This window comes from Microbacterium sp. Bi128 (assembly GCF_918698205.1).
Genome location: NZ_CAKKMM010001294.1, coordinates 1 through 1,441, shown reverse-complemented (window position 1 = coordinate 1,441; position 1,441 = coordinate 1). Strand labels below are relative to the sequence as shown.

General features: G+C 69.7%; 1 protein-coding gene. It reads left to right on the top strand.

Features of this window, described 5'->3' with window-relative positions:
- Positions 1-1,252 (top strand): MFS transporter (locus tag LQV45_RS32125; protein WP_230011574.1); only part of this gene is annotated, 1,252 nt, incomplete at its 5' end.
- Between the last annotated feature and the right edge of the window lie 189 nt (positions 1,253-1,441).

Sequence of the window (1,441 nt, the reverse complement as noted above, 5' to 3'; positions counted from 1 at the left end):
GAGTGCGGAATGGCTGATCGCCGGCCGCGCCGGGCTTGGCCTTTTCGGCGCCATGCTAATGCCGTCCACGCTGTCGCTGATCCGGAACATCTTTCCGCAGCCCAACCGGCGCAGGCTGGCGGTGGCGGTCTGGGCCGCCGGCTTCTCCGGCGGCGCCGCCCTCGGCCCGATTGTCGGCGGCTGGCTGGTGGAACACTTCTGGTGGGGCGCCGTCCTGCTGGTCGCGGTGCCGATCATCCTGCCGCTGCTGCTGCTCGGGCCGGCGTTGATCCCGGAATCCCGCGATCCGAAGCCGGGCCGGGTGGACGTGCCCAGCATTGCCCTGTCCCTGCTGGTCATGGTGCCGGTGGTCTACGGGATCAAAGCCCTTGCCACCCACGGGCCGGCTCCCGAGGCCTTCGCGAGCATCGGAACCGGCCTGCTCATGGGCTATGTGTTCATCCGGCGGCAACGCGCGCTTGCCCGTATCCACAGGACAGACCACAGCACCGCGCCGATGCTCGACGTCAGCCTGTTTGGCAACCGGATCTTCAGTACGGCCATTGTGGCCAACGTCCTGGCACTGTTCTCCTTCAACGGCTTCATTCTCTTCCTGGCCCAGCACCTGCAGCTGCTGGAGGGCCAGTCCCCCTCGGCCTCCGGCGTCGCCATGGTCCCGGCCCTCATCGCCACGGTTGTAGCGGGGCTGCTCGTGGTCCCGCTGGTGCGCAAGGTGCGGCCCGGCTTTGTGGTGGCCGGCGGCCTGCTGCTGAGCGCGGCGGGCTATTTCGTGGTGGCATTCGGCGACCACAGCCAGGGCCCGTCGCTGCTCCTTGCCGCCCTGCTGGTGCTCTGCCTGGGGGTGGGGGCCGCGGAGACGATCTCCAATGACCTGATCCTGGGTGCGGCGCCCGCCGACAAGGCAGGGGCAGCCGCCGCTATCTCTGAGACGGGCTACGAAGTGGGGTCCCTGCTGGGTACGGCGATTCTCGGCTCAATCCTGACGGCCTCCTACCAGGGCAACCTCCGGCTTCCCGCGGGCGTGTCCGAACTCGCCCCGGCGGCGGCCACCAGCCAGGCCGGTGAAACCCTGGCCGGCGCTGTGGATCTGGCCCGGATGCTTCCGGCGCCCCTGGCCGAGGCGGTGACGGCGGCCGCGCGCACCGCCTTCGACTCGGGCGTGCACGTCACAGCGTCCATTGCACTGGTCCTGATGTCCGGGGCCTGCGTCCTGGCCGCCGTCGTCCTGAGGTCGGTGCCGAAGGCCCAATAGGGCTCAGCGGCCGCCGTCAGCGTCACGCCGCCGTCAGCGTCACGCCGCCGTCAGCGTCACGCCGTCGTCAGCACCAAGGGATTCCAGCCCTTAAACAGCAGCGTCCGGCGCCGGGAGGATACCCGGTGCCGGACGCTGCTGTTTTTTTGGGGGGGCTGTGGGAGCCGGTCCCTACTTGCTGTCCGGGGT